The sequence below is a fragment of the Thermococcus thioreducens genome, from assembly GCF_002214545.1.
GTDB lineage: Archaea > Methanobacteriota_B > Thermococci > Thermococcales > Thermococcaceae > Thermococcus > Thermococcus thioreducens.
The window spans coordinates 43222-67991 of sequence record NZ_CP015105.1 but is presented as its reverse complement, the minus strand read 5'-3'; the positions used below and the strand labels follow the sequence as shown (position 1 = coordinate 67991).

At 53.5% G+C, this 24770-nt stretch carries 26 protein-coding genes; 8 read left to right on the top strand and 18 right to left on the bottom strand.

Features of this window, described 5'->3' with window-relative positions:
- Positions 1 to 29: 29 nt before the first annotated feature.
- The 3 genes from A3L14_RS00340 to A3L14_RS00330 are packed head-to-tail and all read right to left on the bottom strand — an operon-like array spanning position 30 to position 2236.
- The gene (locus tag A3L14_RS00340) at positions 30 to 983 is read right to left on the bottom strand and encodes an AAA family ATPase (RefSeq protein ID WP_055428369.1); all 954 of its coding nucleotides are present in this window, start codon (positions 981 to 983) and stop codon (positions 30 to 32) included.
- A complete protein-coding gene (locus A3L14_RS00335) occupies positions 952 to 1401 on the bottom strand; it encodes a hypothetical protein (protein WP_055428368.1) in 450 nt (149 codons plus the stop codon). Before A3L14_RS00335 ends, A3L14_RS00340 begins: the two co-directional genes overlap by 32 nt.
- Positions 1391 to 2236, bottom strand: coding sequence for a DUF4129 domain-containing protein (locus tag A3L14_RS00330; RefSeq protein WP_055428367.1), 846 nt, complete (start codon positions 2234 to 2236; stop codon positions 1391 to 1393). The genes A3L14_RS00335 and A3L14_RS00330 overlap by 11 nt, the downstream gene beginning before the upstream one ends.
- A 69-nt stretch (positions 2237 to 2305) precedes the next feature.
- Between A3L14_RS00330 and A3L14_RS00325 the strand changes: the two genes are divergently transcribed.
- Positions 2306 to 2800 carry a DUF2118 family protein gene (locus A3L14_RS00325; protein ID WP_055428366.1) on the top strand — a complete coding sequence of 165 codons (495 nt, stop codon included), beginning with the start codon at positions 2306 to 2308 and terminating at the stop codon, positions 2798 to 2800.
- A gap of 8 nt (positions 2801 to 2808) precedes the next feature.
- Here A3L14_RS00325 and A3L14_RS00320 read toward each other — a convergent pair whose 3' ends face one another.
- Positions 2809 to 3102, bottom strand: coding sequence for a hypothetical protein (locus A3L14_RS00320; RefSeq protein WP_055428365.1), 294 nt, complete (start codon positions 3100 to 3102; stop codon positions 2809 to 2811).
- Between the two features lie 132 nt (positions 3103 to 3234).
- Here A3L14_RS00320 and A3L14_RS00315 point away from each other — a divergent pair, with 132 nt between their 5' ends.
- Positions 3235 to 3729 carry an FKBP-type peptidyl-prolyl cis-trans isomerase gene (locus tag A3L14_RS00315; RefSeq protein WP_055428402.1) on the top strand — a complete coding sequence of 165 codons (495 nt, stop codon included), beginning with the start codon at positions 3235 to 3237 and terminating at the stop codon, positions 3727 to 3729.
- Here the strand turns inward: A3L14_RS00315 and A3L14_RS00310 are convergent.
- The 5 genes from A3L14_RS00310 to A3L14_RS00290 are packed head-to-tail and all read right to left on the bottom strand — an operon-like array spanning position 3706 to position 9982.
- A complete protein-coding gene (locus tag A3L14_RS00310; protein WP_055428364.1) occupies positions 3706 to 4608 on the bottom strand; it encodes a type II secretion system F family protein in 903 nt (300 codons plus the stop codon). The genes A3L14_RS00315 and A3L14_RS00310 overlap by 24 nt on opposite strands.
- A 5-nt stretch (positions 4609 to 4613) precedes the next feature.
- Positions 4614 to 5678: a type II secretion system F family protein gene (locus tag A3L14_RS00305; RefSeq protein WP_055428363.1), complete on the bottom strand. Its 1065-nt coding sequence runs from the start codon at positions 5676 to 5678 to the stop codon at positions 4614 to 4616.
- A 10-nt stretch (positions 5679 to 5688) separates the two neighbouring features.
- The gene (locus A3L14_RS00300; protein WP_055428362.1) at positions 5689 to 7548 is read right to left on the bottom strand and encodes a CpaF family protein; all 1860 of its coding nucleotides are present in this window, start codon (positions 7546 to 7548) and stop codon (positions 5689 to 5691) included.
- Between the two features lie 6 nt (positions 7549 to 7554).
- The gene (locus tag A3L14_RS00295) at positions 7555 to 8535 is read right to left on the bottom strand and encodes a hypothetical protein (protein WP_055428361.1); all 981 of its coding nucleotides are present in this window, start codon (positions 8533 to 8535) and stop codon (positions 7555 to 7557) included.
- A gap of 10 nt (positions 8536 to 8545) precedes the next feature.
- On the bottom strand, positions 8546 to 9982 hold the full coding sequence (locus A3L14_RS00290; RefSeq protein WP_055428360.1) for a DUF515 domain-containing protein: 1437 nt from the start codon (positions 9980 to 9982) through the stop codon (positions 8546 to 8548).
- Between the two features lie 92 nt (positions 9983 to 10074).
- Between A3L14_RS00290 and A3L14_RS00285 the strand changes: the two genes are divergently transcribed.
- The 3 genes from A3L14_RS00285 to trm14 are packed head-to-tail and all read left to right on the top strand — an operon-like array spanning position 10075 to position 12540.
- Positions 10075 to 10428, top strand: a complete 354-nt coding sequence (locus A3L14_RS00285) for a TIGR04076 family protein (protein WP_055428359.1) — start codon at positions 10075 to 10077, stop codon at positions 10426 to 10428.
- Entirely contained in the window at positions 10364 to 11437 is a 1074-nt protein-coding gene (locus A3L14_RS00280; RefSeq protein WP_055428358.1) for a GTPase, read from the top strand. Before A3L14_RS00285 ends, A3L14_RS00280 begins: the two co-directional genes overlap by 65 nt.
- A 5-nt stretch (positions 11438 to 11442) precedes the next feature.
- Complete coding sequence (trm14, locus tag A3L14_RS00275) at positions 11443 to 12540, top strand: tRNA (guanine(6)-N2)-methyltransferase (protein WP_055428357.1); 1098 nt, start codon at positions 11443 to 11445, stop codon at positions 12538 to 12540.
- Between the two features lie 20 nt (positions 12541 to 12560).
- Here trm14 and A3L14_RS00270 read toward each other — a convergent pair whose 3' ends face one another.
- The 4 genes from A3L14_RS00270 to A3L14_RS00255 all read right to left on the bottom strand — a co-directional run bounded on the left by A3L14_RS00270 (position 12561) and on the right by A3L14_RS00255 (position 16238).
- Positions 12561 to 13079: a cell division protein gene (locus tag A3L14_RS00270; RefSeq protein WP_232473357.1), complete on the bottom strand. Its 519-nt coding sequence runs from the start codon at positions 13077 to 13079 to the stop codon at positions 12561 to 12563.
- Positions 13080 to 13083: 4 nt separating this feature from the next.
- Positions 13084 to 14835, bottom strand: a complete 1752-nt coding sequence (locus A3L14_RS00265; protein ID WP_055428355.1) for an OPT family oligopeptide transporter — start codon at positions 14833 to 14835, stop codon at positions 13084 to 13086.
- 341 nt (positions 14836 to 15176) lie between these two features.
- Entirely contained in the window at positions 15177 to 15515 is a 339-nt protein-coding gene (locus tag A3L14_RS00260; RefSeq protein ID WP_055428354.1) for a hypothetical protein, read from the bottom strand.
- Positions 15516 to 15560: 45 nt separating this feature from the next.
- On the bottom strand, positions 15561 to 16238 hold the full coding sequence (locus tag A3L14_RS00255; RefSeq protein WP_055428353.1) for a fumarylacetoacetate hydrolase family protein: 678 nt from the start codon (positions 16236 to 16238) through the stop codon (positions 15561 to 15563).
- Between the two features lie 90 nt (positions 16239 to 16328).
- Here A3L14_RS00255 and A3L14_RS00250 point away from each other — a divergent pair, with 90 nt between their 5' ends.
- Positions 16329 to 17294: a hypothetical protein gene (locus A3L14_RS00250; RefSeq protein ID WP_074631365.1), complete on the top strand. Its 966-nt coding sequence runs from the start codon at positions 16329 to 16331 to the stop codon at positions 17292 to 17294.
- Here the strand turns inward: A3L14_RS00250 and A3L14_RS00245 are convergent.
- The 3 genes from A3L14_RS00245 to A3L14_RS00235 form a co-directional block, all read right to left on the bottom strand.
- Positions 17284 to 18633, bottom strand: coding sequence for an immunoglobulin domain-containing family protein (locus tag A3L14_RS00245; RefSeq protein ID WP_055428352.1), 1350 nt, complete (start codon positions 18631 to 18633; stop codon positions 17284 to 17286). The genes A3L14_RS00250 and A3L14_RS00245 overlap by 11 nt on opposite strands.
- Positions 18630 to 20408, bottom strand: coding sequence for a M1 family aminopeptidase (locus A3L14_RS00240; protein ID WP_143597801.1), 1779 nt, complete (start codon positions 20406 to 20408; stop codon positions 18630 to 18632). Before A3L14_RS00240 ends, A3L14_RS00245 begins: the two co-directional genes overlap by 4 nt.
- Before the next feature lie 72 nt (positions 20409 to 20480).
- On the bottom strand, positions 20481 to 21635 hold the full coding sequence (locus A3L14_RS00235; RefSeq protein WP_055428350.1) for a tryptophan--tRNA ligase: 1155 nt from the start codon (positions 21633 to 21635) through the stop codon (positions 20481 to 20483).
- 283 nt (positions 21636 to 21918) lie between these two features.
- Here A3L14_RS00235 and A3L14_RS00225 point away from each other — a divergent pair, with 283 nt between their 5' ends.
- A complete protein-coding gene (locus A3L14_RS00225; RefSeq protein ID WP_055428349.1) occupies positions 21919 to 22116 on the top strand; it encodes an antitoxin family protein in 198 nt (65 codons plus the stop codon).
- Positions 22100 to 22534 carry a type II toxin-antitoxin system VapC family toxin gene (locus A3L14_RS00220; RefSeq protein WP_055428348.1) on the top strand — a complete coding sequence of 145 codons (435 nt, stop codon included), beginning with the start codon at positions 22100 to 22102 and terminating at the stop codon, positions 22532 to 22534. The genes A3L14_RS00225 and A3L14_RS00220 overlap by 17 nt, the downstream gene beginning before the upstream one ends.
- Before the next feature lie 3 nt (positions 22535 to 22537).
- Here the strand turns inward: A3L14_RS00220 and A3L14_RS00215 are convergent, their stop codons facing one another.
- Positions 22538 to 23176 (bottom strand): hypothetical protein, encoded by a 639-nt coding sequence (locus A3L14_RS00215; protein ID WP_074631368.1) that lies wholly within the window; start codon positions 23174 to 23176, stop codon positions 22538 to 22540.
- A 177-nt stretch (positions 23177 to 23353) separates the two neighbouring features.
- A complete protein-coding gene (locus A3L14_RS00210) occupies positions 23354 to 24766 on the bottom strand; it encodes an acetate--CoA ligase family protein (protein ID WP_055428345.1) in 1413 nt (470 codons plus the stop codon).
- Positions 24767 to 24770 lie beyond the last annotated feature (4 nt).

Genomic DNA, 24770 nt, shown 5'->3' with positions numbered 1-24770 from the left:
AGCGGGGGCTGGGCCTGCACCTTTTCACCTCACTCAAACTTGGGGACCGGAACGCGCTCAAGGAGCTTCTCCATTATGCTCTCCTGGCTGACCTTCGTGTACCACAGCTCCCTCTTGAGGATGAGCCTGTGGCTCAGCGCTGGAACGGCGACGGCCTTTACATCGTCGGGGATGACGTAGTCCCTGCCCTCCAGTGCGGCATAGGCCCTGGAGAGCTTGAGCAGGGCAAGGCTTCCCCTGGGCGAGGCCCCAACCTCTACCTCCTTCTTGTCCTCCCTCGTCGCCAAGACTATGTCGGTTATGTACTCCAGGATCGCGTCGCTGACGTAAACGTCCTCTATCGCCCTCTGCATCTCAACGACTTCCTCGGGGGTCAGGATTGGCGTTATATCGACCTCCTCCTTCTTCCTGGCCATCCTCCTCCGAAGTATCTCTATCTCCTCTCCCCTGCTAGGATAACCAACGCGGAGCCTGACGAGGAACCTGTCCAGCTGGGCCTCCGGGAGCGGATAGGTTCCCTCCTGCTCTATCGGGTTCTGGGTGGCAATGACTATGAAAGGCCTCTCCAGCTCGTATGTGCTCCCCTCAATGGTGACCTGCCTCTCCTGCATGGCCTCAAGTAAAGCGGACTGGGTCTTTGGCGGGGCACGGTTTATCTCGTCGGCAAGGAGTATGTTCGTGAAGATTGGGCCCCTCTTAAACTCGAACTCAAGGGTCTTCTGGTTGAAAACGCTGACGCCCAGGATATCGCTGGGGAGTAAGTCCGGTGTGAACTGGACGCGCTTGAACCTGACCCCCAGGGCAGCTGCAAAGCTCTTCGCCATGAGCGTCTTTGCTAAACCGGGCAGGTCTTCCAGGAGTATGTGCCCATCGGCCAGAATCGTCGTCAGTATGAGCTTCAGCACCTCGTCCTTTCCGACTATCGCCTTTCTGACCTCCTCAAGGACGGCATTACCTTTGGAGCTTACCTCTCCTATCTTCATATAGATCCTCCTCCAGGATTTTTAGAGCCCTTTCAAGGTTATCGAGAAAATCCCCCTCCGAACGGAGGGCTTTGATTGCCTCGTTGGGTTCGGAGGCAAGGGAATGAAAAGCCTTGTTATAATCGTCGGAGAGCGTGGCGTATATTCCCGCTATCTTCTCCTCGAGAAGGGAGCGGGCGACCTTCCCATTCTTGGCGCGCTCTATGAGCGTCACTATCCTCTCAACGTCGGTTTTTCTCTCGACCTTCCCCAGCCTTTCCCGCTTGGGAAGAGGAACGTGTATTTCAAATCCAAAGAGGATGAACGCCAAAAGGGCACCCAACACCAGAACGGCGAGCCATCTAACCAGGTATGAGCCGGCAATCATGGCGATGATCAGGGGGATCACGGCTATCGCGAGGGCATAATTAAACCTCATCCACACCCCTCCTCATCTCCCGATAGACCCTAAGGGCCCTCCTAGCATCATCCCATGTTATTTTCTCGGGAGCGTATTTGGCCTTTTCGAAGAGCCGTGTCAGCTCGACAAAGGCATCGTGCATGTACCTCACATGCTCTGCGTGTTCCCAGTGCGTCCAGCTCTCCTCGTAGGGAATTCCCAGGTAGTTGAGCCAGAGAACGGCGTTTTTATAAACACCAACGATGGCCTCCCTGGGGTTCTCGAACATCTCAAGTCCGAGCTCATCAAGCTTCTTATCGAACAGCTCGGCACGGAGCTTCATCTCTTTACGCTCCTTCTTCTGCAGGTATTCGCGGTACTGAATCACGGCAAGGTATGCAAAGACCACTATTACAACCACAAGGAGGGCATAGAGAAGGTACTGGGAAGACAACGCTTCCCTTGCAGGCGTCAAAGAGACGTTGTGGTAGGTGGGAGATTGGGTGGTGGACTGAAGGGGAAGTGAACCGTTCACCGAGCCGTTCACAGAAGTATCGTTGGCTGGAAAACCCAGGGGACGCTTTTTCATCATTCGGAAAACAACGCCCCCCACGATGCCACCAAACACAATGGCAATGTAAGTCAGGAAACCAAAGCCGCCGCCCTCATCCCGCCTGAAGGGATCCCTCCACCCCAGAAGGACGCCGATGATAACGAACAGGCCAACTATCGCGAGAACGATAAGAAGGACGCCGGTCCAGGGTGCGGAACTGCCCCTGGGTGCGCTCGATGTGGTTGCGCTGTAATTAATCATGAGCGTCATCAGTGAAAACAGCAGTCCAGAGAGGGCCAAGAATTTTACCCTGGTGGACATTTTTATCGGGAAGTGTAGAGAGGGCAGGTTTAAAAGCTTTTACCCATAGGTAAAGGTCAGGTGATGACGGTGGAGAGGGTTCCAAGGCTTTACGTTGAGGCCCCTCCGGGGGAGTGCATTGAGGGGGGAAAGGCGATAAAAGACTGCGTGATCATCAGCGGAAACGTTGAAGTATGGTTGAGGGAGGGCGAAACCGTTCCCGGCTTCGTTGAGGTGGATGGCTCCAAGTTCCTCGCGAAGGAAGTTTACGATAGGTTCTACCTCTACGTTGACAGAATTGAGGGAAAGCTGCTCGCAGATGCGGTTCTGGTGCTCCCCGACGGAAGGACAAGAATATACCTGAAAAAGGGCGACGAACTGCTCCTGCTCCCCGTGGAGGGATACACAAAGACCCTGATAGCAAACGTGGGGAACAGGGTAAGAACGGGCGACGCCTTCGCGGCGGTAACCACGAGAAAAGGCGAAGTTCACTACCTCAAGCCCCCGAAGACCGGGACGGTTGTGTTCATAGACGAGGTAACGAACAGGCCGCACTACGTTTACTACATCCTTCCGGAGGAGTAGGGCTCTCTTCATTCTTCCATTCCGGCTATCATCGCATCTATGCTGGACTTGAGGGCCAGGGTTATTCCGTCGAGGGGATCCATGCCCTTGAGGGTTCTGGTGTGCCTGGCGCTTGTTATTATCAGCGACCACCTGAACAGGTTTTCCTTCACTTTACGGCTCTGGAACATGGCTATGAACTTCTTGCCGTCCTTTGAGACCTCGATTATCTCAACATCGGTGTCCCCCAGCTTCGTGGAATACACGTCCCTAACGGTGAGGTCGCCGTACTCCTTCATGAGGGTTTCGGATAGGTACCCCATAATATCACCCCTTTTAAATGGTGTGACGTTCCTTATATAGTTGCCGTGTTTATCGTTCAAAGTGGAAAACACCAAAACCGTTATAAGGCGCCGGGTCAAGCCCCCATGAAGAGACTTTTGGAGTTGAAGGAAATGAAGATTGAAGCTGGAGATTTTGTGGTGTTCCACTACGTGGGCAGATTTGAGAACGGTGAAGTTTTTGATACCAGTTACGAGGACATCGCTAGGGAAAACGAGATATACGTGGAGGAGAGGGAATACGGCCCCCTCGGCGTCAACGTCGGGGTTGGCGAGATAATCCCCGGTCTTGACGAGGCCCTTATTGGTATGGAGCTTGGGGAGAAGAAAACCATCACCATACCCCCCGAGAAGGCCTACGGCATGCCGAACCCGGAGCTCGTTATAGATGTTCCAATCTCCGAGTTTACCAGTGCGGGCCTGGAGCCGGTTGAAGGGATGTACGTCATGACGGACTCAGGGATAGCCAAGATAGCCAAGGTTGGTGAGGAGAGCGTCACCCTCGACTTCAACCACCCGCTCGCAGGGAAGACCCTCATCTTTGAGGTAGAAATAGTGGACGTCCAGAAAGCTAAAGAAGAGGCCTCAGATTCCAATATTGAGGCCTGAAGTCCCCTGGAAGACCACAATACCCATCACCATTAGCAGCAGGCTATATTTGATGCCTGCTGAGTATTTTCCTTCTCTTATGACACCAATCCCCAAACCCGAAACTATGGCCTGGAGAGCAACAAAGGCCAAAAGTATCGTCCGTATAGTGCCAACCGGAAAAGTCACGTTCCCAGTACTCATTGCGAACATGACCTGAGCGACTATTCCTAATATCAGGGGTCCGATAAATCCGCTGGTTATTATGAAGAACATAACCTGCATGCCGGTCGAGGCTTTTCTCTCCTGCTTTATCCTGAGTATTTCCCTCACATCGTTTCCAACGTAGACTAGCACATCGCTCATAGGTGCGCCCCTCTCAAGGGCCTCAATAATTATCATCATGGAACGATAAATGACGGGGGATTTCATGTTCCTTATCGCAAAGGCACGAAGTGCCTCAGATGTTGGACGACCTTTCTTTATTTCGGCGACAGTCCTCCTGAATTCTTCCGTAAGTGCACCAAATTTAGTCGTCGTTAGCTCCTCCAGCGCCTCCGAGAAAGAGATCCCTGCCCTAAGGGAACTGGCCAAATAAAAGAACGCATCCGGCAACATTTTCTCCATATCCTCTATGCGCTTGGTGATTTTCCAGTAGGGATAACCAAAAGCCATTGCCGCAAAAAGTGCTACGAACGTTGCAACGGCATACACTGGATGAAGGAACAGCTCAGCAACAAGACCTCCGATTATCCCAATCAGCAGGGACACTATAAGGTACTCGGCGGCGAGGAAGTTTATGCCGGAAGAGTACATGAAAACCTCGTAACGCCTCATCCAGCGCTTGGGAACTATTCTCTCGACGATTTTTATCAACGCTGAAGACAATCCACCGGCCATCACTGTCACCTCGGCTCTCCCTTCTTAATCATGTTGACCACTATGAACGACAGCGCCGGGAAGGCGAAGAGCAGTATTACTGCAAGGGTTTCGGGGGGCATTATAAGTTGTTGAGCCATAACCGAACCAGCCAGTATTCCAACGACGAACATGGTGGGCATGACTATTGTCAGGAACATGTAGATGAAGGCTATACCGTTGACCCTCTGGACATACTCCACCAGTTTCATTCTGTATTCAAAGGCGAAGTCTTCTGCCATCTTGTAAAGGATCTCGGAGAGGTTTCCACCGAACTTCATTGCCCTGAGTATCTGCTTGACGACACGGCTGACGTTTTCCGAACCCATCTTCTCGTCAAACTTTGTAAGGGCATCCTCAAAGGACGAACCCGTCCTCATGTCCCTCAGGATGAGCTCAAACTCCTCAGAGATGACACCGTAATCCGCACGGGCAACGGAGAGAAGGGCCTCTGAAATACCAACGCCCGCACTCAGGAGAGACGCCATGTGCCTCAGGGCATAGGGCATGGCCCTTTCCACCTCAACGACCCTGCGCTTCCAGACCATCCTTGGGTAGTACCTCATGTACATGAAGCCGCCCACAAAACCCAGGAACCCCACCAGAGCGGACATATCAACCGGGACGTACAGGAGATATGCAAAGAGAAACCCAAAAATGCCCGCAAAAATTGCAACTGCAAGCATCAGGGCAACATACTTTTCTTGGGGCATCAGTATGCTTGCACGGTAAAGATCCTGGTCCAATCCTCTCAGTGAGTTTGTGAGCGCCTCCACAGGCCCTTTAAAGTAGCGTAGCACAGTGTCGGCGAGTCTCTCAGAAAATGGCCTCTGCATCTCTTTTTTTCGCCATTCAAGTATTTCTTCGAGTTCCTTCTCTTTTTCTGCTTCAGTTTTCTCTTTTTGAATTTCTTTCTGTAGCTCTTTAAGTGCCCTAAGCCTCTCCTGGACGCTCTTGCCCTGAGGAATTCTCCTTATAGGTTTCTCAGCTACTTCAACAGTCTTCCCACCCAGACGTTCCAAAAAGTCTGTGATGACTTTAACGACGCCCACGATTATCACCTTAGACCAGATTCTTAATCTGTCTACTGGTCTCGATGCCACTTTCAGCCTGAATCCTCCTGAACAGTGCCTCCTCATCTATGTAAAACTGCCTTATGTAGTACCCAACCTTCTCAATGCTTCGTATACCCCGCTCTATCATCCAGTCGAGGATTATCTTACGCTTCTCCTTTTCGAACTCAAGCTCCGATACACTCATCCCGGTGTGGTGAGCAAGGGTGTTAAGGGTCTTACTCGGGACTCCAGTGGGGATGAGCTCGTCCTTCGCGGGATCGTACTTGTAGAGCTTGTTCAGCTGGACGCTTTCCCCTTCTATACCCGATACCTCTGCGATCTCAGTAATGCGCCTTATGGTGCCCTTCTTCCTGCTGTGGAACCTCACCTGCATTATGATAATATCAAGAGCCGGTATCATTATCCTCGGAACATTCATCGGGGGACTCTCAAGGCGGACTATAGTCTCCCTCGCACTGTTGGAGTGGATGGTTCCCATACATCCATCGTGGCCCGTGTTCATGGCAGTGAACATCGTCCTGGCTTCGGGGCCACGAACCTCACCGACTATGATCCTGTCGGGACGCATACGAAGGGTGTTTTTCACGAGGTCATCCATCGTGATTTCTCCCCTGCCCTCAACGTTGGGAGGCCTTGTCTCAAGCCTGATCCAGTGTTCAACCGGGAGCTGAAGCTCGGCGGTGTCCTCTATCGTGATAACACGCTCGCTTGGCGGGATGAACATCGCCAGGGAGTTCAGGGTGGTCGTCTTTCCGGAACCTGTACCTCCAGCTACGAGAACGTTGGCGGGTTTAACTCCGAGACCGTCAACGAATATCCAGAGGAGGGCCGCTATATCTGTGTTCATGGTTCCATACTTTATGAGGTCAATTATCGTGAGCGGGTCTTTTTTGAACTTACGGATGGTTATGGTCGGGCCGTCGAGACTTATGGGGGGTATTGTGGCGTTGACACGGCTCCCGTCCGGAAGGCGGGCATCGAGGAGCGGGCTCTGCTGGTCTATCCTCCTGCCAACCTCCCTCGCAATGCGCTCTATGATGTTGAGTATCTCCTTCTCCTCTCGGAAGGTTATGTTTGTCTTACACATGTTAAAGCGCCTGTGCCAGACGTATACAGGCCTGTTCGTTCCGATAACCATTATCTCCTCAAGGTTGTCGTCCCTAACCAAGGGATCGAGCTTGCCGTAACCTATCATGGACTGGACTATCAGCTCCGTGAGAACCTCAATCCTGCCCTCGGAAAAATGGGGGGCCTCGTCCTTAATCATCCGCCTGACGGCGTTCATGAAGACACGCCGGCGCTCCTCCACGTCGGGGAAGGCGGTGGGGTCAATCTGAAGTTCGGTAATCGCCCTGTCCTTTATCCTTTTGAACAGCTCCTCCTCCTCACGGCTCAGCTTGGGGAGGCGTATCTCATATATGGGAACAGGCTCGCCCTTTACACGGAGTATGCGGACGTTTCCGTAGGCATCCAAAACCTCTGCCTTCCCGGCGTAGGTGGCCTCCTCCGAGCGGATAGAAGAACCCAGTATGTCCTGGAGAGTTGAGGGTGGCCTTGGCTTCGGAGCGGGCTTGAGCCCTCCAGTAGGGGCCTTTTCCTCTACCAAAATCTCCCCCAAGATGTCTGCCCCAGTAGGCCTGCTGGTTATCGCTTCCTCGGGAGAGGGGCGGCTGAGTATCTCTTCAAGATCAATGCCCCCCTCTTCCCTCACGAAGGGAAGGTGCTCCTCCTCTTTCTCCTTTTTCTTACCCTCCTTGAGAACGTTCTCAAGGAGGTCATCCTCCCCGCTCAGTATCTCATCAATCCACGAGACAGCTTCTTTCTTCTTTTTCTTCTCGCCCAGCACCAACGCTCACCGCCCCTCAGTCTTCCAGCTGACGTGATAGGTTATATCAACACCCTTACCCATGAATATTATCCAGACGGGGAAGTCAAAGCCTGCCTGCTCGGGTGGTTTAAGCTCCGGGACTCCAACTGAGACCCCGCTTATAAGGCTGTTCGAGAGCTGGAACATTCCGGGCATTGAGGGAAGAGGCTGTGGCTGGGTCTTCTGGGGTGGGTTGAGCCCCTTGTACTTCCAGATGAACTCCTCCATATAGTCCCTGTAGGTCATCGTGTAGTTCGGGGTGAAGTCGGTCATGTTAGCCCCATCAAATATGACCGGTATCGCAGCTGCAAAGAAGGTGTTGAATATCCCAGCCCCGTTTGGAACGTTGGTCAGGCGGAAGGTAACGTCCCCCTCATACCCGAGGATTTTAATGTGTCCATCTATAATTGGGAACATGCTCCTCATGTAGATAACTTTTGGGGTGTTTATAAGCTGGGGGTACACTACTCCACAGCTTAAAACGCCGATATCATCGAGGTCCTGGACGACTCCACTAACACTGCTTCCGTTGTACTCAACGGATGTTATTTTGGCTGAGTCACCGCACACCGTCTGGTAGTCGATGGTGGGTATGATGTATGAGTAGTGGGACGTTATTCTAAAGTTGACGACAACGGTTTCATAGGGCATTATCCAGAAGCCTGTGTAGTAGTTGAGGGTTGTTCTCTGGACGTTCGAGATGTTGTGGACAACGGTATCCCCCAGAAGAAAGGCCTGAACGCTCTCACTGTTATCCAGCCTGTAAACGGTGAAGTCATAGCGCGGGTTAACGACGATGAACTTGGGGAAGGGAGCGGTGTTTACAATGGTCACGTTTAGGTTTATCATCACCTCCCCCATGACTCCGATGTTGTTATAGGTGTCACCGGGGAGAGTGTAGGTAGCCGCACTAACTAGAGATGAAGCTAACAAAAGAATAAAGAGAGATGCTGTGAGGCGCTTCATTATGACCACCTCAGGTAGCGACCTTAGCGATGTAAAGGTACTGCTGGTTGGAAAGTATGTCGGGCACGAATATCGAGGGCACCTTCACTATCACCAGGAACTGGGTGTTCGGGTCAAGCACGAGCATGCCCGATTCTTTCTCAAGGCCAACTATCTCCCAGCCGTATGCCCTGAGCTGCTCCTTGACGTCCTCGCTGGCCTGTATCTTGCCTGCCGCGATGGCCTTGAGTATCTCCGTGAGGTCAACGGTGTAGCTGTAGCTGGCCGAGGCACTCTGGCTGGCCGTCTGGGAGTTGGTGTATATGTCGCTGATGGCCTGTCCGTTGGTTATGGAAGTGTCGCCCGGCGTGTACTGGGTGTTGTGCTGCTCGGTGTACTGGGTCGATGAAGTGGTGCTCGATGAACTCGTCTGGCTCTGTGCCTCGTTGACGGATATGGTTCCAGCCTGGGTCGGCAGGAGAACCAGCTCAACGTAGCCCTCGTTGACTATCTCCTTGAAAGGCGCGTTGGTCGCGTTCTTTGCGAATATCATGATCTTGTCTCCCGGAGCGAGGAAGGCACCGTTTATCTTGTCCCTTGAGAGGACGAGGGCGATGTCAACGAACTCGACCTTATAAACCTTGTACTGGATGAGCTCCCTGTAGTCGAGTATGCCTCCCAGAACGGACTTGGCCTCGGCCTTGGTGACTATCTTTTTGACGTTGTCCCTCTCAAGGATAACGTTCTGGGTCGGGATCGTGTCAATGACGTAGTAGTAGTACTCCCTCCACAGTTCCAGGAGATACGGGTCGGCGTTTACTGCGTTGACCTGCTGCTCGGTGGTGGCGCTCATGACCTGCTCTTCAAGGCTGTTCATGGAGTCAACAACCTTCCTCTTGAGATCGTCCGGCAGCGGCATTGCGAGAAGCTGGCTAAACTGGGCCTCGATTTGACTTATCTTCTCTTTCTTGGTCTGATTGAGCTGCCGCTCCATCTCAAGACGCTTCTGCTCCTCAAGGTAAGCCTGGTACTGGTTCCATGCCTCCTGGTAGGCAGCTTTGACGTCTATCGACTGAACCTCCTCAACCGTTTGGGCAGCGTTTATCTTTCTGATCAGCTCATCACGGGCGTTTTTTCCAAACGTTGTGTTCATGAGCTCGCTCCCGGGCTTAAAATAAGCGTTGACTTCTGCGAGTTTTTTGGTCTTAGCCTGGGTGAGCTCCTCTGCGGCCCGGTTTTCCATGTAAATGTAAGCCCCTATAGAAATTATCAAAATCACGAGTATGACTATTGATGCACCAATGAGAATGCGTTTTCTTCTTTCTCTCTCCCTGATACTGCCTACGGGACGGGGCTTTTTAGGGGGTTTCCTGACAGGGGGTTTGGCAGTTTTGGGAACTTCAGGCTCTACGCTGGCTTTACCCAGCTCTCTAAGGCGGCGGATTTTCGCCTCAATATCCTCGGACACGTTGAGCACCACCATCAATCGTTATCATAACCAGCTTCTCATGTCGAATAGTTTTTTGAACTTCAATCTTTATTTAGGTTTCGGTGAGATGTATGGGGCGGTTAGAGATTAGAGTAATGAAAATCCGGGGGAAATGTCCCGTTTTTAGCCCAGGGGACAGAATAGTGATCGATGGGGCAAGGGTCAATCTTGACGAAACCGATGCCATATGCACCCACGCCTTCGCATCACTGTTGCCGTACATAGTCGCACTGCGAAAGGGTATTAAGCCCAGTGAACTAGGGCTTGGCAGGGGTGAGAAAGCCTACGTCCAGTGCCTCGACCCGGGGCCGCCATACACCGACGGCGGTACAGTAATCTTTGAGATAACGGTGGTGAGAGATGAAGCAGAGGAAAGCGTGGAGAGTGGTGAGGGAGGTAATAGACGAGGCCGATATGATAATTGAGGTAGTTGACGCCCGCGACCCGATAGGGACGAGGAACAGAAAGCTTGAGAGACTCGTCCTGGAAGAGGGCAAACCCCTCCTCATCGTCATGAACAAGGCCGATTTAGTGCCGAAAGAGTGGGCTGAGGGGTACAAGAGGAAGAGCGACCTTCCGGTCGTTTTCATAAGTGCGAGGGAGAGAAAAGGAACCGGAATCCTGAGGAGGGAAATAAAAAAGCTCGCAAAGCCCCTTCTTGAGGAGCAGGAAAAAGTGAAGGTCGCCCTCATAGGCTACCCCAATGTCGGTAAGAGCACGATAATCAACACGCTGAAGGGGAAAAGAGCAGTGGGGACTGCCCCAATACCAGGCTATACGAAGGGTAAGCAGCTGATACGGCTGAGCAAAAGGATATGGCTTTTAGATTCACCCGGCGTTGTACCTATAGATGACTTCGACGAGCTCGTCATCAAGGGCGGCTTCCCAGCGGACAAGATAGAAGACCCCGTAAAGCCGGCCCTCAAGCTCATTGAGAGAATCCTGGAAACAAGGAAGGAAGCGATAACCGAGAAGTTCGGGATAGATGAGTTCGAAAGCGAGGAGGAGGTTCTGAGAAAGATAGGCGAAAGGAGGGGTCTGATAAAGGCCGGCGGAGAAGTTGATCTGGAGGAGACCGCCCGCTGGTTCCTCCGAGAATGGCAGACGGGTCGCTTTACCCTCTTCGGGAAGGAAAAGAGGAGGGAGGAAGACTTTACATGGGACTTCGAGGACGTCCTCGACGGAATCGAGGAAGACCTTCTCCTCGACCCGAGGAGAATCCTGTGGAAGTACGGGGAAGAACTCAGAAAAAAACTCGACAACCAGAAGCGCGTCGGGATACGTGAAATAGAGGGCTTTACCGTCGGGATAGCGACCGGCTTCAAGAAGTGCGACGGTGGAATAAAGCTCCTTGAGGAGCTGACTGGAAGACACATTCTGGCCAGCGAGTGCTTCGGGAAGAAGTGGAAGGGAGTAATAGCGATAATGGAGTGATGGGTATGAGGCTTTTGCTGACGACTTCGCAGGGGATTGAAGACCTCGCGAGGGCCGAGGTTGAGAACCTACTCTCGGAGTTAGGAGTTTCGTTTCGGGTGGAGGAGAGGCCTTTGGGCGTCGAGGGCAGGGTTCTGGCTGAGGTGGGCGAAGCTTTCTACACCGACGAAAAGGGCAGGAGGAGGGAGCTGAGCGTTCCTACCTACCTCAACGAGCGCTCAAGGCTCCTCCACCGCGTAATCATGGAGATAGCGAGCGAGCGCTTTGAGGGGATCGGGGAAGACGAACCCGACCTTGCCCTCAGGAGGATAGAGGAGTTCGTCTCGGGGCTTCCAGTGGAAAGGTACGTCAAGGTGAGCGAGAGCTTCGCCGTGAGGAGCTTCCGGAAGGGGGAGCACAGGATAACGAGCCTCGACATATCAAAGACCGTCGGAAAGGCGATATTCGAGAGACTCTCCCGCTTCGGGACTCCCAAAGTCAACCTCGACCACCCGACCGTTATTTTCAGGGCGGAGCTCGTTGGAGGGGTCTTCTTCCTCGGGATAGACACGACGGGTGATTCTTCCCTCCACAAGAGGCCCTGGCGCGTTTACGACCACCCAGCGCATCTGAAGGCCAGCATAGCGAACGCCCTCATAGAGCTGGCAGAGCCGGACGGAGGTTCATTTATCGACCCCTTCTGCGGCTCAGGGACGATTCCGATTGAATTAGCGCTCAGGGGCTACGAGGGGAGGATAATCGGCCTTGAGAAGTTCAGGAAGCATCTGATCGGGGCAAAAATGAACGCCCTCTCCGCGGGGATTCTGGAGCGGATAGAATTCATACTCGGCGACGCCACGAGGCTGAACGAGTACGTCGGAAGCGTCGATTTTGCCGTCAGCAACCTGCCCTACGGGCTGAAGATAGGAAGGAAGAGTGCCATTCCGAAGCTCTACATGGACTTCTTTGGCGAGCTGGCGAAGGTGCTCGAAAAGCGTGGCGTCTTCATAACGACGGAGAAGAGGGCGATAGAGAGGGCGATAACCGAGAACGGCTTCCAGATCAAGCACCATCGCCTCATAGGGCACGGAGGGCTTATGGTGCACACATACGTCATAGAATAGCGGGAAAGAAAAATTTAGGGTCAGACCTTCAGCGCCTTGACCGCGCTGAGGGTCTCCTTAAGGTCGTTGTAGCCGTAGCGGAGGTACCTCCGTCCCTCCTTCTCGTAGCCGTCAGCGAAGGCGCTCCAGGCCCTGTTGAGGGCCCTCTCGCCCCTGCTGAAGACGCTCATGATGGTTCCGTAGGTCATGAGCCCCTCTATCCTGAGCGGCTGGGCCTTCTCTGCGAACTCGTCGAGTTCTTCGAGTATCTTCGTCAGTTCCGCCGTGGCTCTTTCGCCGGAGGCGTCCATTATCCTCTCGATTCTGCCAAGGGCATCGGTGAGGAGCCTCTCAAGCTCCCTGACGCCGCCGGTTCCGGTCTGGGCCGCCCTGTGGAGCTCCTCCTTCGCACCCCGGCGCCTGAGGAATATTCCGACACCCATGACGGCCAGGGAAACCGCTAAACCACCCCACATGGGCGGTATCCTGGCGGCGGTTATCGAACCTGCGACGAGGCCTACCGTGAGCAGGACGTTTCCTATGAGCTTCTTCATTTCCATCACCTCACGGGTGGAGCACTCCGAGCACTGTGAGGACCGCGAAGAGGAGCGTCATCGCGGCCTCTCCGACCATGAGTCCAGCCGCCACTGGAAGCACCTTCTCGGTTATGAACTCGCCCCCCTTCTTCCTCTTGGCTATCTCGTGGACGATACAGCCGAGTCCGTAGGGCAGGATGTAGAGCATCGGCAGGTACATTGACAGACCGACGAGGACGCCGAGTCCCGGTATTCCGCTCATGGAGAGGGCGAAGCCGAGGATTCCTCCCGCGATGAACTTGTCCACCGGGACGTTGCCGCCGAGGATGGCCTCGACCATGGACTTGAGGGCCATGGCCTGCGGCGCCGGGACGGCCTCGTTTCCTATTCCGTAGGCCTTCCAGATGAGTCCGACGACGGTGAGGGCTATTATCGGCCCTATCCAGGCGGTGAGGAGCTCGACCTTCTGCTGCCTGGAGGGAATGCCGCCAACGAGGTGGCCGGTCTTGAGATCCTGCATCATGTCGGCCGCTCCTGAGATGGCGACACCGACGGTGGCTCCGAGGAGTATGGTCAGCGGCACCTGCTTGCCGGTGAGGTAGAGGAGTATCATGACCGACACGAGCGAGAGACCCGAAACGGGGCTCCAGTCGGTCATTCCGGTGGACATGGCCACGAGCAGTGAAGCGACGAATATCCAGGCGACGCCGACGAGGGCAGTGAGCAGGCTCCTGCAGATGCCTAGGTTACCGAGCTTGTAGGTCGTGACGAGGAGCAGCAGGAAGGCGAGGGTTATTCCGGCGTAGAGGTACTTGATCGGGAGCTCCTCGTTCCTGCTGGAGTCGAGTTTGCTCGCGTTGGCTATGCTCCTGAGGGCGACGATGATGACCGGCATTGAAAGGATGAGGCCGGCTATCGAACCGCCGAGGAGCATACCGATGCCGAGCGGCCTAGTCATGTTGGCGTAGACGAAGCCACTGATGGCCCCTCCGGTGACGTCGCTCGGGAGCCAGCCGAGGCTCTTGACTATGGGGGTTATGATGTAGTAGGAGAGTATTCCACCGGCGAGGACTATGAGACCGTTCCTTCCGGTGATGAGGCCCATTCCAAAGACCATGAGCGAGAGGGCCATCGCGAGGCTGACCCAGTCAGGGAGGTGGAGCATGGCTCCAAGATCGATGTATTCGGGGATGATCTCCGGGAGGCCGAGCACCGGGAACTGCTGGACAAGGTAAACAATAGCGCTGACGGCCATGCCGAGGAAGAGCAGCCTGGCCTTCTCGATTCCGCTTCCCGGGGTCTTGAGGACGGTGGCGACGGCCGTTCCGGTCGGGAAGCGGAGGCGGTCAATCTCGATCATCTGCTTCCTCAGCGGGATGATGAAGGTGATTCCCAGTATCGCCCCAGCCGCGGTGGCGAGGAAGAAGTACGTAGTGTTTATTTCCCCGTGGAGCCCCATGATGTAGAGCGCCGGGATGGTGAAGATGACTCCAGAGACGGAGATGTTGACTGCCGAAGCGATGGTCTGGACGATGTTGTTCTCAACGACTGTTCCCTTCTTGAGGATTCCCCTAAGGACTCCCCAGCCGACGATGGCGGCTATGGCCGAACCGCCGGAGGTAAAGCCCATTATCATCCCTGCGTAGGTGAAGCTGGCCGCCATGAAGGCGCCCCAGATGACGCCGAGGATTACCGCCGCGGGAGTGATTTCGCGGTAGGTCTCGTCAGAATTGCCACGCTTCCATCCAGATGACCTCAGTTTCCAGCTGGCGTCTGCCATCTCCCAACCTCCTGCACATTTATGAGCATTCATGTCCACATGCCCATGGGATGTGCAACCCTTAGATATCGCCTCTTTCCAAAATATAAAGTTTTTCAGACCTGTAAAAGTCAAGAAAGTGGATTTAAATCCAGAAACGAGTCAAAAAAAGCCTTTATGACCTTTTTAGCTTCCGCATGAATAAAAATTCATCAGGAAGATGGACAAGTGAACACCAGCGCACATTACGACATTGAAGGCTCGAAGGGTGTTTAATGTGCCGTTTAATCTGCCGAACGAGGGTTAGTTGAAACTTGAAAAGGCTGAAGCTATTTAGGAAAATTCCAGAGAAAAACGAAGGCTCAGGCTTTAATGGTCACATCAATGACCGCGGTCTCGTTGCCGGGGTTCCTCACCACGACCTTCCACCTGCCCTTCGGAAGCTCAACGACCGCATTTACTTCCCTGACGGTTCCAAAATCCTTCAGCACGGTTCCGCCGGAGGAGACAACCTCCACCTCAACGGGAATGTTTGAGGTAACCTTCACGGTCAGGTTCGCTGGCCCCTTGAAGAACCACCCCCTGCTCTCCCCCGGCGGGACGCTCTTCCCCCTGGCGTAAACGAAGTTGTTGTCCAGACAGCCAGCCATCGCAACGGAAAGAACCAGCAGGAGGACGACCCCCAAACGCACCCTCTTCATGACACCACCAAAAATAGTTAGAAAGCAAAAACTTAAAAAAGTTTCTCAGCAGAGTATCGCGCCCTCGGCCAGAACGTCGAACTCGACCTTCCCAATGCCCTCAATCCATGCCTCGATGTGGTCGCCGTGCCTGAGCGGGCCGATTCCGGCCGGGGTTCCGGTCGCTATTATGTCGCCTGGCTCAAGCGTCATGACGGAGCTTATGTGCTCTATCAGCTCAGGAACCTTGAAGACCATCTCGCTCGTCCTTCCGAGTTGCCTGAGTTGGCCGTTCACCCTGAGGCCAATTTCAAGGTCGTCTATGTTCAACTCGCGCCTGTCAACCACCCTCGGGCCGACCGGGGCAAAGGTGTCGAAGCCCTTCGCTATCGTCCAGGGGAGGCCCTTCTCCCTCGCCTCGGCCTGAAGGTCGCGGGCGGTTATGTCGAGCATTATCGTGTAGCCGAGGATATAATCGAGCGCCTTTTCCCTCGGGATTCTCCTCCCGCGCTTTCCGATTATCACCGCCAGCTCAACCTCGTGGTCAACCCTTTTGCTTATCCTCGGGAGGATTATCGGCTCGCCGGGGCCTATCAGTGCACTCGGTGGTTTGAGGAAGAAGACGGGCTTTTCCGGAACGTCGCCCTTCATCTCTTTAGCGTGTTCTGCGTAGTTTTTGGCTAACGCTATTATCTTGCTCGGACGGAGCTCGTAGTAGGTATCGCGGAAGGGGAGTCTGACCATCTTCAACACCGGATAGAGTTGAACGTCCAAGGTTATAAACCGCTCGCAAAGGATAATAACGATGACGCCGAAATTCCACCGGTGAATCCAATGAAGCTGGTCGTCCTCAAGGAGAGGGGGAGCACGGTTGCACTTGCCGTTCTGGGGGTCTTCACGATACTTTTAATAGCGGTTCTCGCCTTTGTGTTCATCAGCGTGTCGGAGGGCAGGCTCCTGATTACGGCGTTCTTTGCGTTCTTCCTGCTGATAATGTTCTCCGGGCTTTACGTCCTGATGAAAAAGCGGGGAGAATACAGGCGTGCTGAGAGCTTTGCTGGTCTGTCCGGCTTTTCCGACTCGGGGTTAACGTTCCCGGAGGAGCTTGAATTCGAGACAGGAACTCTTGAGATGAGGGGCTACTGGGTCGGGAGCGGAAGGAACAGGAGCTACCACGTGGAGAGGAATTTCCTTCCCGGGAAGCGGGAGAGGGCATCCAAGGTTCCCTTCATGAGCTCACCGTTCAAGGTGGCCGTTTCCCCAGACGGAACGGGCTTCGTAAAGGCCCCCGCCGTGAGAATAACCGACGAGCCCTACAAAAACATCGTGGTGCTTTTCTTCACAGATGAGGGTGAAGTCAGGGGGAGCGGCACGGTAACGGTGGTGACCGAGAGCGACTCGGCGCAGGTAAACTACCGTGGAGACGGGAAGTTCATAGCGGGGACGGTTTACTCCACCCTCACAAAGGCGAGGCGCGTAAAGGTGGTTCTCACCGCTGAAGGCTTTGAGTACGAGAAGGTCATCGGAAAGGGCCGGAGCTTCGAGTTCCGTGAGAGAATGCTCCCAGAGGAGAAGGTCGTCATGGTAGGAACCTACGGGACGGTGACTCCGAGGATGGTGGCAAAGGCTCTCGGTGGAGGGACGGTGCTCCTCGGTCACGGTGAGTTCATAATCCGGGGCGTTCTGGACGTAAGGCTGAGGCCGGACGTGCGGGCTGAGGAAACCTTCAGGGTCGAGCTGAGGGGAGAGGAAATCGAGAAAGGAAGGGAGTTCGAGGAGGAGTGGGGGTTCAGAGATTAGCGATCCTCCCAAAGAGCGTACAAGAGACAAAAAGAAGCGCCAGGACAATGAGTGAGGTCAGAAGTGAAACGAATACCAAAAAGCCCCCATAAGAGGGAGTTGCCGTCCCCAAGAGCACTGCACCAGAAGCTATTATCATTGGAGGCAGAAGGAGCGCTAGAAGTCCCCAGAGGACTTTTCTCTCCATGAAAACTGCGACGGCAGTCCAGAAAAGGACTATCTGAATGGAAACATTGAGCGGAGGATAATACATGACCGCACCTAGGAGGAGAAAAGAGACCGTTGCCAAGACCAACGCCCCGAGCAGCGTTTTCTTCCCCGGATGAATGTGGCCAAAAATCACGGCGAATGCAATCACAAGGACGATGAATCCGATGCCGCCCATCGTGAAAAGGCCTTCCCACAAATCCATCACCGAGAAAAGGTTATTATAGGCTCTGAAAATCGCCCTCAGGCCAGGTTCACCTGGTGTGTAGATGTAGCCGTTTATCCGGGGAAATATTTTGGAGTAGAACCCCGTTTCAGGGCTTTTCACGAGGAGGTATTCGCTTGAGTTCACCGGAACGAGCGCCGGGTCGCCAAAGAGAACCACCTTAGGCCTCACCCCGACCTTCATGAAGTACGCGTTGCTTATCTGGACAAGCTTTCCCATGGGGTAACCCGAGGCCCAGAATTGCTCCGGAAGGTAGGAGACGCCGCCCATGTCTATTGATGCCACCACGGATGGGGAGCCCTTTCTGAGGAGGGCGAACACGAGGGAATCGCCCGTCTCCCAGACCTTCCCAACGTCGCAGGATTCCAAAACAAAGGCCTTTCCAGAAGGGTTGCCGAGACGTGAAGGATAGAGACCCCACGACCCCATATTCACACCAAAGGGACTGCCGTGGCCTTCAAGCCACACGAGGGATGCGTTTTCCGAAAGCCTCAGGTACTCATCGTATTCAACTTTTCCGGCCCGAAGAAATATTGCCCCATCAGGCCTGAACTCCCGGAGCGAATACATGAGCGGAGCGATATCGGGCGAGCCCCTGACCGGCAGGAAACCGACGGCAGGGTCGTAGATGCCGTCGCCGTCAAAATCCAGGCGGTCATAAATGGAATAGACAAAGTGCTCGTTAAACTGATAATAGCTAACTATTAGGAGAGCATAGTCGTCAGAGCTTAAAAAGGTAAGATCGGAGAAGTTCGAGACGACTACAGTTCCGTTGTGAAGTTCGGCGATCACTTGGGCGTAGGGGTACAGGCCGCTCACGTTTTCGTCGAGGAGGATGTAGTAGTGAGCTGAAACCATGGGAGAGAAAAGGATGAGAAGAAAGAGGGGAACGAATATCCGCTTCAATTCACATCCACCTCTATCCCTGCAACTTCAAACTCCCGGTTCACATTGGCCATTACCTCATCCGGGTCGATGACTATCCTCACCGGCTTGAAGGGGAGTTCAAAGCTCACCGTTGCCGTTCCGTTAACCCAGACCGTCCCCTCAACATAGCTCCCGTCGTCGAGGTAAATCCGCACCGGGACGGGCATCGTGAAGTTGCTGGCGTCGACGATGGTGAAGGTCAGGTTGTAACCGTCCCCCACCTGTGAGAGGCTCAGGTTGGTGATGTTGTAGTCCGGGAACAGCGTCGAGTTGAACCACTCGTCAAAGAACCAGCCAAGGTCTTCGCCGGAAACGTTCTCAACCGTTCTGATGAATGCCGTGTAGTTGCAGGAGGAGCCGTGGCACTCCTCAAGGACATCGTGAAGGGCCCTGTTGAAGGTCTCGTTTCCGACGATGAAGCGGAGGGAGCGGAGCATGAAGGCGCCCTTCCAGTAAAGGGTGAGGGTAGAGCGGGGGTACTTCATCGGGTCCCTCACCACCTCGTAGAAGGGCATATCGTCCCCATATTTCAGCGCCGTATACTCATTTTGGTTCAGCCAGGAGAGATAGCCCCCGGGGTTCCACCTGCCGTACGCCTCCATCTGCATAAAAGTTGCCAGTGGTTCGCTAAAGTAACCGAAGGGAGCGTAATAGCCGGCCCACTCGTGGGCAATCTCGTGGAAGATTATTGAAGCATAGTTTACCGCGGAGTCTTCCATGTCAACGGGGCATTCCACGAGTATAACATGTCCTAAATCTATTCCAAAGGGCTTCCTTCCAAAGCGTTTGTACATCATCCTCCGCAAACCAGGGAAGAAGACGGCATCAAACCTTTCAACCGGAAGAATCCCTGTCAGGTTGCTGTACAGCCCCATGGCGAAGGTGAACTCCCTTTTAACCAAATCAAAGCCTTCCTCGTTGTATATGTTCTTGGTGAAATAGACGGTGAAGTTTACCCCGTTCCACTGGAAGCCCTTCCATTCCATGTCCGGGATGTAGAGTGTAAAGCCCTCGTAGGGCTTAAGGGAGGCGTTGTAAACGACCTTCATGCCCGAACGGACTATGCCCCACTTTGACAGCACAAAAACCGTGTTCTCTGGAAACGTGGGGATTACCGTGATGGTTGCATTCCTCGAAGCAAACTCCCACCAGGAAAAGTCGGTTCCAATGAGGACGTCCTGCTTCCACATCTCACGCAGGTAGTCCTCGTTCTCAAGGTATCGAAACTCGTAGGTGGCAACGCCGTGGAGCTCGGACAGGCTGGTCGAGACGTTGACCGCGTAGATCTCAATGCCAACGCCATCTTCATCAACCCATCTGTAAACGTCCATGCGGGAAAGCTCAAGCGGAACGCCCTCTATGGTGATGTTGAGGGTTATAGGGTCCTTCTGGGTGACAAGGAGCGCCAGATAAAGCGTTCCAGAGGTGAAATTTGTGAGGACGAACTCGTACCTGCCCCTGAAGGTTCCATCTGTGTAGTTCACGCTTATGTTCCCGTGCTGGGAATAAGGCACTGCAGAATACGTCTTCCAGAAGAATTCGGTCATGTTCTCAAAGGTCATGTTTACGTCAGCCCGCTCTTCTGGGTAGAGGAACTTCAGCGGCGTCTTGTGCTGAGAAGCCGGTGATTGAAGGGACGAAACTGTGTTCGAGGCCGATCCAGTTGATGTCGTTCCGGTTGTCGTATTCCCACCAAGACAGCCGCTCACGAGAACCACGAGAATAACCAGAGAAGCAAGAAGGGCCTTCCTCACCTTTAACTCACCGGTAAAAGTTAACCTCAGCGAGTATAAAAAAGTTTCGAGAAAATAGATTAAAAATCCGGCTCAGCCCCTCAGAGGCCCCGGGATGCTCTTCTCCCACTGCTCCCTCGCCAGTTCGCCGGTGTACTTGAACTTCTCGACCTTCTTCTCGGCCTCTTTCCTCTTCCTCTGGTGCTCCTTCAGGAAGTTCTGAACCTTTTCGATAAGGTAGCGCTTGCACTGGCCGCAGAGGAGCTCGCCGTTCTTACATGCCTGATAGCGCTCCATGAGCTTCTTGTCGTCTTCCTCGAAGAATATCTCCAGCCACTTGAAGACGACACACTTCTCGGGCTCGCCGCCCTTCTCGCGCTGCTCCTTTGCGGTTGCCCTGCCTCCGGTTAGGGCGTACTTCCATATCTTCTTACCGGCCTCCTCCGGGTCGTCGGTGAGGTAAATGGCCGTCTCGGGCTTGCTGGCGCTCATCTTGCCCTCAAGGCCCATGAGCCCTGGCACGAACTTGGAGTGAATGGCAGCGGTCTTGTAATAGCCGAGGCTCTCTGCAAAGTCCCTCTGGAGCCTCCAGTACGGATCCTGGTCTATAGCCGCTGGAATGAGACAGCGCTTCCTCTCAAAGAAGGTCGGCGCCGCCTGAATCGCCGGGTAGAATATCATCCCAATCTTGCTCTGCTCCGTGAAGCCAAAAACAGCACGGGCCATCGAGTAGTTTATCTTCTTCGCTATCGGTATCGCCATCTCGTATATCTTGGTGAACTCGCTGTCCTGGAAGATGAAGGTCTTGTCCGGATCGAAGCCGACAGCTATGATGTCAAGGATGTTGTCGTAGGCCCACTTCTTGGTGTCGTCGAAGGTGAGCTTCTCCTTGAAGAGGAACTTCTCGTCGTCCGTAATCTGGATGTAGAGGTTCACGCCGAACTTCTCCTGGAGCCACTTTGTGGCGAAGAATGGAATGATGTGGCCTATGTGCATCGGACCGCTCGGGCCCCTACCGGTGTAGAGGAAAAAGCCCTTTCCGCTCTCGTAATCAGCCAGAACCTTGTCGTAGTCCCTGTGGGAGAAGAAGAACCTCCTCCTGAAGTATATCGGCAGTTCGCTCTTCGTCAGCTCTGCTGTTTTCTCTATCAGTTCGTCCGTCAGCGGACTGGTTCCGAACTCCTCTATCAGCTTCGCGTAGTCCACAACACCCTCAACGTCCCATGGGGTGACCTTAAATTCGTCCATTCAAAACACCTCCATTTCCAGTGGAAACGAAACTCAGGACTAAGCCGGGGCAGAAAAGGAAGGCTTCACCAGGGCCAAAAACGACCACCGCGCATGGAAAGAAAAAGGGAGGAAGGGAATTTAAAGTTTTTGGAAATCATGACTTTAGACATGCGCCCAACTTTTCCGTCCTGCTCTTTGACTATTCAATGCCAATTCTCTCCACCAAATGATAACATACCAGAAAGGTAAAACACGCCAAAATCCTTATTAGCCTCAAAAGCGGAGTTCCATTGGTGGGACAATGGAAGTCACAGTCGAGGCTGTTTATGAAAACGGAATTCTAAGACCCAAGAAAAAGCTCAATCTTCCCGAGGGGAGCAAGGTTACCCTCAAGATTCTGCCAAAGAAGGTATCGGAGAGAACCTTTGGGATAGTCAAGATGGAGAAGGATGAAATTGATGCAATAATAGAGGAGATCGAGGATGAGTGGCAGGCCTAACGTTTTCTTTGACTCAAACGTTCTCATATATCACTTAGGCGGCATAGAAAAAGCCAGATCACTTATAGAAAGCGTTGAAAACGGCGATGTGAGGGGATTTATAAACCCAATAGTTGCCTCTGAGGTCATGTTCTTCTACATAAAGGCTAAAACTGGGATGAAATCCTATGAAATCAAGAAGACTCCCTCAATCTTGGCCGAGGTTGATCTGGAGCCGCTCTTTGAGCTCCTTTCCATATTCGTCACCCTGGATATAAACTCCGATATAGTGTCGAACTCGAAGAATGCAATTGAAAAGTATCATCTCCTCCCAAACGACGCTCTGATCGTCTCAACCTGCGAGTTCTACGGGATAGAAACGATAGCGACCTTCGATGATGATTTCAAAAGAGTGGAAACGCTGAAGATACTGAGATAAGAGTCAGAGCGGTATGTCCTCCTTAACAAGGATTCCATCAACGTCCCACTTTTCGTCCTTGGCCCTCTTTGAGAGGAGTTCGAACCAGCTGGCCAACAGTTGGACGGCACTGACTTTCTGCCCCCCTATGTATTCGATGTCCTTTTGGGTGCTTTTAGTCTTAAAAGTCATCCAAAACCTTGCCTCCTTCGGTCTGTCCCACCCTTCGAGATAAAAGCTGTCATAATCAACCCTCAAAGTCGAGCCAGAGATAAGGCCATCCTTTATGGAAACCCTCTTTATTGCATAGTGAGGGAGTCCAGCAAAAATAGTGTGTATCTTTTTTCCTCTTACGCCCCTACTTGTCCACATTTTTAAGATGTATAGCCTTTTGTCAGCCAGTAACACGTCGGCATCGGCCGTTTCCATCTTCCACTCCGGGGGCGGGTAATAAACACTTGAAAGCATTCCAAATTTAACATAAAAACCCACAGGGATCGTCCGAATTTCTGTCCACGAGCCTATTGGCCCCAAATTAAACGGAGCGTCTTCATCTTTTTCCATAATGTTCTTCAGTGCTTCCATGTACTCCGAATACAACTGTTTAATTGCCTCTCGTTCTAATAAGCCCTTTCCTCCCCGGAGAAACAAATTAATCCCCACCCCCTTCTCCCTCCGGGTATTTATACTTTTCCCTTCTCCCGAAGGGTAATATACTGGGGAACGTAAGAAGCAGAAGTCTATAAGGTCTCCACAAATGAAAGTCCCAAAAGTTCAGACACGATAATACAAAAGTGTTAGAAAACTGTAACAAATGCCAAAGAAGAAAACAGAAAGTCCTCAAAGCTTCTCGTTCTCCCTCAGCCACTCACCGTACTTGACGAGGGCATAGACCGCATCGACGCCGTCCTCGACTGTCTCGTAGACGGGGACACCGGCTTCCTTCTCCATCCTCCTGGCCATCCTGTGCGGGTAGTCTCCACCGGGGGCCACAAAGACTATCGGCTTGCCGTACTCCCCCATTCTGACCATCGCCTCGACGATTCCCTCGTCCAAAGCCGGGCTCTGGAAGAGCGCTATGACGACGAGGACATCAACATTTGGATCCTCCAGCGCGTAGCGCATGGCAAGCTCGTACCTGCTGGAGGGAGCATCGCCAATGACGTCTATCGGGTTTCTGTAAGACATGTGGTGCGGGAGTTTGCCTTCCTCGATGTCTTTCCTAAAGCGCTCGTTGGTCTCATCGCTCAGCTCTGCGAGCTTCATGCCGCGCTCAAGCAGGCCGTCGCTCATCATGACCCCGGCCCCACCGCCGTTGGTGACTATGGCGACGCGGTTTCCTTTGGCCGGCTTCTGCATTGCCAGAGCTTTGGCGTAGTTGAAGAGCTGGCGCATGCTCTTGGCGCTCAAAACCCCGGTCTGCTCAAAAGCGGCCTCGTATATCTTGTAGGAACCCGCGAGCGAACCGGTGTGGCTTGCGGCGGCCTTGGCGCCGGCCTCTGTTCTTCCGGCTTTGAGGACTATGATGGGCTTCTTGAGCGTGACCTCCTTGGCGACGTTGAAGAACTTCCTCCCGTCCTTAACGCCCTCGATGTAGCCGGTGATGACGCCGGTCTTCTCATCCTCGCCAAGGTACGCTATGAAGTCGCTCTCGTCCAGGTCGGCCATGTTGCCGAGGCTGATGAACTTGCTCATACCTATCTCATGGTTGGCCGCCCAGTCAAGGATTGCAGCGCCGAACGCTCCACTCTGGCTCATGAACGCTATCTTTCCAGCGGGCGGTCTTGCCTGTCTCTCCGGCGGGTTGAAGTTGCAGTCGAAGCCGTTCTCAAGGTTGGTGACGCCGAGACAGTTGGGGCCGACGAGCCTGATGCCCCACTTCTTGGCTCTCCTTACGAGCTCCTCCTCAAGTTCGACCCTTCCGGCCTCCTTGAAGCCGGCGGAGATGACAACCGCCCCCTTAACGCCCTTTTCACCGCACTCGTCTATAACGTCCGGGACGAACTTCGCGGGAACCGCTATGACGGCCACATCTATCTCGTCCGGTATCTCCCTGATGCTCCTGTAAACTTTAAAGCGCTTCCCGTTGACCTCGACTTCGCCACCCTTGACGTTGACGGCGTAGACCTTTCCATCGAATTTGAGCGTTATTGAGCGCATTATCGAGTTTCCTATCTTTCCTGGGACGTTTGACGCCCCGATGACCGCGACGCTCCGTGGATAAAACAGGAAATCGAGCTTTGGAGCCTCCATCGTA

Excerpts from the sequence above, each read along its gene's own strand:
- A3L14_RS00340 (WP_055428369.1), bottom strand. The coding sequence starts at position 983 with ATGAAGATAGGAGAGGTAAGCTCCAAAGGTAATGCCGTCCTTGAGGAG.
- A3L14_RS00335 (WP_055428368.1), bottom strand. The coding sequence starts at position 1,401 with ATGAGGTTTAATTATGCCCTCGCGATAGCCGTGATCCCCCTGATCATC.
- A3L14_RS00330 (WP_055428367.1), bottom strand. The coding sequence starts at position 2,236 with ATGTCCACCAGGGTAAAATTCTTGGCCCTCTCTGGACTGCTGTTTTCA.
- A3L14_RS00320 (WP_055428365.1), bottom strand. The coding sequence starts at position 3,102 with ATGGGGTACCTATCCGAAACCCTCATGAAGGAGTACGGCGACCTCACC.
- A3L14_RS00315 (WP_055428402.1), top strand. The coding sequence starts at position 3,235 with ATGAAGATTGAAGCTGGAGATTTTGTGGTGTTCCACTACGTGGGCAGA.
- A3L14_RS00310 (WP_055428364.1), bottom strand. The coding sequence starts at position 4,608 with ATGGCCGGTGGATTGTCTTCAGCGTTGATAAAAATCGTCGAGAGAATA.
- A3L14_RS00295 (WP_055428361.1), bottom strand. The coding sequence starts at position 8,535 with ATGAAGCGCCTCACAGCATCTCTCTTTATTCTTTTGTTAGCTTCATCT.
- A3L14_RS00285 (WP_055428359.1), top strand. The coding sequence starts at position 10,075 with ATGGGGCGGTTAGAGATTAGAGTAATGAAAATCCGGGGGAAATGTCCC.
- A3L14_RS00280 (WP_055428358.1), top strand. The coding sequence starts at position 10,364 with ATGAAGCAGAGGAAAGCGTGGAGAGTGGTGAGGGAGGTAATAGACGAG.
- trm14 (WP_055428357.1), top strand. The coding sequence starts at position 11,443 with ATGAGGCTTTTGCTGACGACTTCGCAGGGGATTGAAGACCTCGCGAGG.
- A3L14_RS00270 (WP_232473357.1), bottom strand. The coding sequence starts at position 13,079 with ATGGAAATGAAGAAGCTCATAGGAAACGTCCTGCTCACGGTAGGCCTC.
- A3L14_RS00265 (WP_055428355.1), bottom strand. The coding sequence starts at position 14,835 with ATGGCAGACGCCAGCTGGAAACTGAGGTCATCTGGATGGAAGCGTGGC.
- A3L14_RS00260 (WP_055428354.1), bottom strand. The coding sequence starts at position 15,515 with ATGAAGAGGGTGCGTTTGGGGGTCGTCCTCCTGCTGGTTCTTTCCGTT.
- A3L14_RS00255 (WP_055428353.1), bottom strand. The coding sequence starts at position 16,238 with ATGGTCAGACTCCCCTTCCGCGATACCTACTACGAGCTCCGTCCGAGC.
- A3L14_RS00250 (WP_074631365.1), top strand. The coding sequence starts at position 16,329 with ATGAAGCTGGTCGTCCTCAAGGAGAGGGGGAGCACGGTTGCACTTGCC.
- A3L14_RS00235 (WP_055428350.1), bottom strand. The coding sequence starts at position 21,635 with ATGGACGAATTTAAGGTCACCCCATGGGACGTTGAGGGTGTTGTGGAC.
- A3L14_RS00225 (WP_055428349.1), top strand. The coding sequence starts at position 21,919 with ATGGAAGTCACAGTCGAGGCTGTTTATGAAAACGGAATTCTAAGACCC.
- A3L14_RS00220 (WP_055428348.1), top strand. The coding sequence starts at position 22,100 with ATGAGTGGCAGGCCTAACGTTTTCTTTGACTCAAACGTTCTCATATAT.
- A3L14_RS00210 (WP_055428345.1), bottom strand. The coding sequence starts at position 24,766 with ATGGAGGCTCCAAAGCTCGATTTCCTGTTTTATCCACGGAGCGTCGCG.